This window comes from Streptomyces sp. NPDC059455 (assembly GCF_042750115.1).
Taxonomy (GTDB): domain Bacteria; phylum Actinomycetota; class Actinomycetes; order Streptomycetales; family Streptomycetaceae; genus Streptomyces; species Streptomyces endocoffeicus.
Map to the genome: position 1 here is coordinate 44,856 of NZ_JBHYVB010000023.1, position 5,110 is coordinate 49,965.

The window sequence follows — 5,110 nt, forward strand, 5'->3', positions numbered from 1 at the left end:
TGATTGGGGTGTGTCTCCCAACCCCCACACGCTTCTAACACCCCCACCCCCCCCCCCCCGCGCCGGCGCGCCCGCCCCCGCGCGGCCCCGCCCCCTGTGTCGTTCCCGGACCCGCCCCGAACGATCACGCAACCGCGCCGCTAGCGGGGGCAGCGCACGGTGACTCTCCAGTGGCCGTCCGTAGTATCCACCCTCGCTCCTCAAGCACCTCGCGACGCGAAGGCGAGCTCCCAGAGGCCTCGCGACGGCGACTCCGCGAGCCCTCGAAAATGGAGTTTTCGCAGGTCAGCATGGGTGGGGGAAACGGATTTCGCCTGACGGCACAGGTCATGTAATGTTGTCCCCGCAACGCCGACCGGCAAGAAAAACCGCCGGGAAGCCAAGCGCTCGTAGCTTAACGGATAGAGCACTTGACTACGGATCAAGAGGTTGCAGGTTCGAATCCTGCCGAGCGCGCACCAGCTCAGAGGCCCCTTCCGATCATCGGAAGGGGCCTCTGGTCGGAGAGGCCGGGGACTGTGGGATCATCGGTCCACCCAGCGCTGATGCCCGCAGAGAGCATTGGAACGCCGGCCATGGTCCAAGCGCGCCGGCGGTAGTGGACGGCGCTTATCGGCTCGGGGTCCGCTCACACCCATCGACGTGGGATCGTTCCTCGAATGTGTTTCTCCTCGAAGGGCTCGTCTGCGACGAAGGTGTGCAAATCGGCTTCGTAGCGAAAGACGAACCGGCCCGACGCGGTTTTCTCGCTGTGCACACGAGTATGGGTGACTACTCGGACTTTCCAGTCGGCGCGTTGCAGCTGTGTGGCGGAACGGGTGAAGCCGGTGGCCGACAGGGGATCGCAATCGAGGATCTGGAAGTTCTCCTCGGCGGTCTGGTCGACCAACAGGTCGTCCAGCACCCCGCCGTACACCGCGCTCCCGCTGTCGAAGACCTTGTGCACGAGGACTCCGGGCTTTCCTTGGACGACCACCCGCTCCACGGACCGCTGGTCCGATGCCTCCCGAATCGTCTTCAGCGTGGGTACGTACTGCTCGGGGTTCACATAGGCGGTCTGGGATCCTGCAAGTAGTGCCTGAATGCGGGCGTCCTGCGGTCGCGGCGCGCGGACGGGCAGGACGAGTGCGCTCGGGGGCAGATCGTCCACAGGCCCGGTGTGCAGCTTGACCGTCGGAATCTCGGGGCTCTGCCACATGGTGGGGAAGAAGGAGGGCGAGACCGACAACCGGATTTTCCAGCCGCGTTTGAAGACATGGCCCATGATGTTGAGGGGGACTTCCACCGAGAAGATCCCCGAGGGGACGGGTCTGGGGTGGGCCATGTCGTTGTCGTTGTAGCAGAGATTGAAGAACCTGTACGTCACCAGATGGGACGCCCCGGTTTGGGGGCTGACCTCCGAGAGGCGGATGGCGACGGACGCAAGCGGTCGGTCGCACTCCAGGTTGAGCCTTGTCAGCGGATAGCCGAAGCACTCCAGATCGCGGTCGAGCGGCGCGCTGTCGAAGAAGATCGAGCGGTGGTCGTCCCGGTTCTGATCGCCGGGCAGGTCGGCGTTGGAGCACTCGCCGAAGGAGCTGGTTTCCAGGAGCGTGGTCCCCAGCCTGATATCCGAAGCGCTGATGTAGGCATGGCTGACGGAGGCGGGGTGCGGTGACATGCGCTGGTTCGTCGTGAGGAAGAACGCCTGTTCCTGTACGCGATCGGCCCAGCAGTGATCCTCGGCGACCCACTTTCCCTTCTCGGTGTAGTCGGGCAGCCGATCCGGCTCGCGGGATTCACCGAGCCACACTGTGAGCTGCGGCCAGCTGGTGTCTGGATCGGGGTGTTCGCCCTTGAGCCAGCGGTCCCACCAATGTGTGACGACGTAGCGGAGCCAGTCGATGCGGGGGCCCGGGTAGCCGTTGAAGGGGTACTTGTGCCCCCAGGGGCCCAACAGCCCGCTCACGGGACGACCGAGTTCGCCGAGGGCCCGTACCGCGCGCTCTACGGGATTCTTGTAGCCGTCCTGCCAGCCGGAGAGGATGAAGACCGGGACGCGGACCCTGTCGTAGTGGTCGCGCACGCTGGTCGTGCTCCAGTAGGAGTCGCGCGTCTGGTGGCTGCCCCACTGCTCGAACCAGAAGCTCATGTTGCGGATGCGCTCCCGCCAGATCTCCTTCCACTGCCGGCCGACGGTCCGCGGATCGGGCGGGGCCGGGAGCCAGCCCCAGATACTCGATGGCCAGCCGACGTTGTCCTGCATCATGGCTCCGCCCATGTAGTGGACGTCGTCGTTGTAGCGGTCGTCGGTGCCGCAGCACACGACGATCGCTTTGAGCGCGGAGGGGCAGTCCTCGCGGGCGGCGACCATCAAGGAGTTGATGGCACTCCAGGACTTTCCCATCATGCCTACGTTGCCGTCACAGAAGGGGAGCCGGGCGATCTGCTCGATGACCTGGACGCAGTACGAGAGTTCCTCCTCGGAGTACTCGTCGGTGAGGGTTCCCTCCGAGTCGCCGCTGCCCTGCAGGTCGACACGGAAGCAGAGATAGCCATTCCGAGCGAACCAGGGATACATCATGCTGTCGGCGTACAGCGTCCCGTCCCGCCGTCGATACGGGTTGAACTCGACGATGGCCGGGCATGCCCGGCCGCTTCGCAGAGCGTCCGCCTGGTACCAGTAGTGGGCGCGCAGGGTGATCGGTCGGTTGCCCGGGTAGTGCACGGTGAACGCGATGTCCCTGGGAAAGGGAACCTCGTCCAGGGCCACCGGCAGGTACTCCACACGCTGGTCGCACCCGTCGGAATGTTGGCCGCCTCCGGACGGCACCGACCGCGGCGGCAGCCAGAACCGGCTCATGAGGCAGGGCGGTACGAGGGCCGCGCCGGCGGCGGCACCGAGGAAGTCCCGCCGGTTGATCGAGCTCGCCATGGATGTGTCCCTCTCGGCGGAAGGATGTCGACTGCCGCCGAGCCGCGGTCCACGGCAGCTGTGACGGCGTCGGCGGGCAAGATGCTGGAGACGACGGCCAGCCTGGCACACGACACACGAGGCAGATCTCAATGGCACACGGCCGACCGGGTGGGCAATGAAGATCCTCACGCTGGGTCGTCTTCGAACAGACCTTGACCAGTCCTGCCGAGCGCGCGTCAGCTCAGAGGCCCCTTCCGGTCAGCGGAAGGGGCCTCTGGCGTATGCGGTGACCATCAGCTCTCGGGGCGATCACTCTGCTGGTGCGGTGGGACGGAACAGTGCCAGGAAGCCGCCGAGCAGGGCGAACGCGAGAAGGAACAGCTCAGTTTCCATCCTGCTGATGCCGCCCTCGGTCATCTGGGCCCCGAGAATGATCCACGTCGCTGATCCCATGCTCACCAGCAGCTGATTGTCTCGCTCCCGCAGCAGTCGCATCCCTGCCCACAGCAGCAAGGGCACCAGTGTCAACCAGGCGAGTGTGGCCAGCGCCCCTTCGATGAACCCCGCGCCGATACCCGCGTCCGGATTGGCCTGTTGCGCTTCCGACTCCCACCGTTCGGCGGATTCCCAGATCCAGTACGTCGCATGGGCCGCGGCCGCCGAGACGACGATGCCCTTTGCCCAGCGGCCCAACCTGCTGCTCACCATGGCTTCACCCTGCACAGCACGGCCCTCGCATGCCTGAGTATCCATACTCAAAGCGGACCAGAAGGTGCACGGAAGGGGGCCTGGCGATCACCACCGCCGGCTACTGCCCGTGTCCAGCGCGGAGACATGGACGAGCCGGGCCAGGGAATGGGCCGTGGAGGCGAGGGACGAAGCCATGCTCTCGCTACGCATCCCTGTCGCGTATGGCCGCCGGGCCCGGTCCGGCCTCATGTGGAACGACGACGATTTGGTATTCGTCCTCGTAGACGATCCTCCCTGGATCCGACGATCGCATCATGCGCCACCCGATCTCGTGAGCGGCAAGGATCTCCAAGTAGCCGTCTACTCGCTTGATCAGGTCCCGCGACGTGGACTTGAACCAGGCCGCCGCCCCGGGGTGAAGCTCGCGGTCGTAGACCGTCGGATCGACGGAGGAGGGGTCGGGACAGGCCGCGTTGTACCAGTCATTGTGGGCCCGTCTGAAGCGCTCCTGCTCAGCGGTCAGCTTCCCGTTCCGGGCCAGTCCATTGACCAGTCCGAACACGCCGGTGAAGTATCCGCGCTCGTTTCGGACCGTGCTTTGGAAACGTACGTATAGCTCTTCGTCCGCAAGCGCTCTTGCTTCGTCAAGCTCCGCTGGCTCGGATACGGGCTTGCGTGCCAAGACGTAGCCCTGCGGTGTCTTCTCGGCAGCGTCGGGCTGCCGCGTGACTGTGGCCCAGACCTCGAATCCAGCGCGTCGTAGCAGGTCGGCGATTTCGTCCGGTTGCTGCCGGTACCAGTCGAGGCAGATGGCTTTGCCGAACGCCTCGGAGCGATGACCCCGGTCATCACCGACCTGGAAGACAAGCATCACCTGCCCACCCGGTGCGAGCACCCGGTGAAACTCGGAGAACACTTCCGACCGCCGCTCCCATGGGACGTGGATGATCGAGTAGTAGGCGAGCAGACCGCCCATGGAGCCCTCCGGCAGACCCAGGGCCAGCATCGATCCCACCTCGAACCGCAGATCCGGGTAGGTGCGGCGGGCCAGGTCGATCATCGCGGGCGAAAGGTCGATGCCGAACGCGTCCACGCCCAGTCGGCGTAGTGCCACCGTTGCCTGGCCGGGTCCACAACCCACATCGGCAACGGGACCGTTTCCGCATGCCTTTACCAACTCCGTGAAGGCGGCGAGCAACGCCCGGTCGAGAGGTTTGGCGTCCAATTCGGAGCTCACCATGTCGGCGTACTCCGCTGCCATGACGTCATAAGAGGCTTTGGTCGCGGCGAGAAACGGTTCGTCGGGCATGACCATGAAGACTAGGCAGCGCGGTACCCCCTGCACCCCGTCTCTTGTTAAAGATGGCGGGGGAAGATTGACGGCAACGACGGCACAGGTTGCGGGTTCGAATCCTGCCGGGCGCGCGTCAGCTCAGAGGCCCCGTGCCCCCCCCGGGAGGGGGCGGAGGGGGATTGGGTTGGGTTGCTCGGGTAAAATTGCGTTGATGCGGTCAACACCAATTG

At 65.3% G+C, this 5,110-nt stretch carries 3 protein-coding genes and 1 tRNA gene; 1 reads left to right on the forward strand and 3 read right to left on the reverse strand.

The features are described from left to right. Window positions 1-383 precede the first annotated feature (383 nt). Window positions 384-456: transfer RNA gene (locus tag ACFXB5_RS11180), tRNA-Arg, on the forward strand. Window positions 457-628: 172 nt separating this feature from the next. Here ACFXB5_RS11180 and ACFXB5_RS11185 read toward each other — a convergent pair. The 3 genes from ACFXB5_RS11185 to ACFXB5_RS11195 all read right to left on the reverse strand — a co-directional run bounded on the left by ACFXB5_RS11185 (window position 629) and on the right by ACFXB5_RS11195 (window position 4,895). Next, on the reverse strand, window positions 629-2,914 hold the full coding sequence (locus tag ACFXB5_RS11185) for a CocE/NonD family hydrolase (protein ID WP_385205370.1): 2,286 nt from the start codon (window positions 2,912-2,914) through the stop codon (window positions 629-631). Window positions 2,915-3,205: 291 nt separating this feature from the next. Then, complete coding sequence (locus tag ACFXB5_RS11190) at window positions 3,206-3,649, reverse strand: hypothetical protein (protein ID WP_385205373.1); 444 nt, start codon at window positions 3,647-3,649, stop codon at window positions 3,206-3,208. A 139-nt stretch (window positions 3,650-3,788) separates the two neighbouring features. Continuing rightward, window positions 3,789-4,895 (reverse strand): methyltransferase domain-containing protein, encoded by a 1,107-nt coding sequence (locus tag ACFXB5_RS11195; protein ID WP_385205375.1) that lies wholly within the window; start codon window positions 4,893-4,895, stop codon window positions 3,789-3,791. Window positions 4,896-5,110 lie beyond the last annotated feature (215 nt).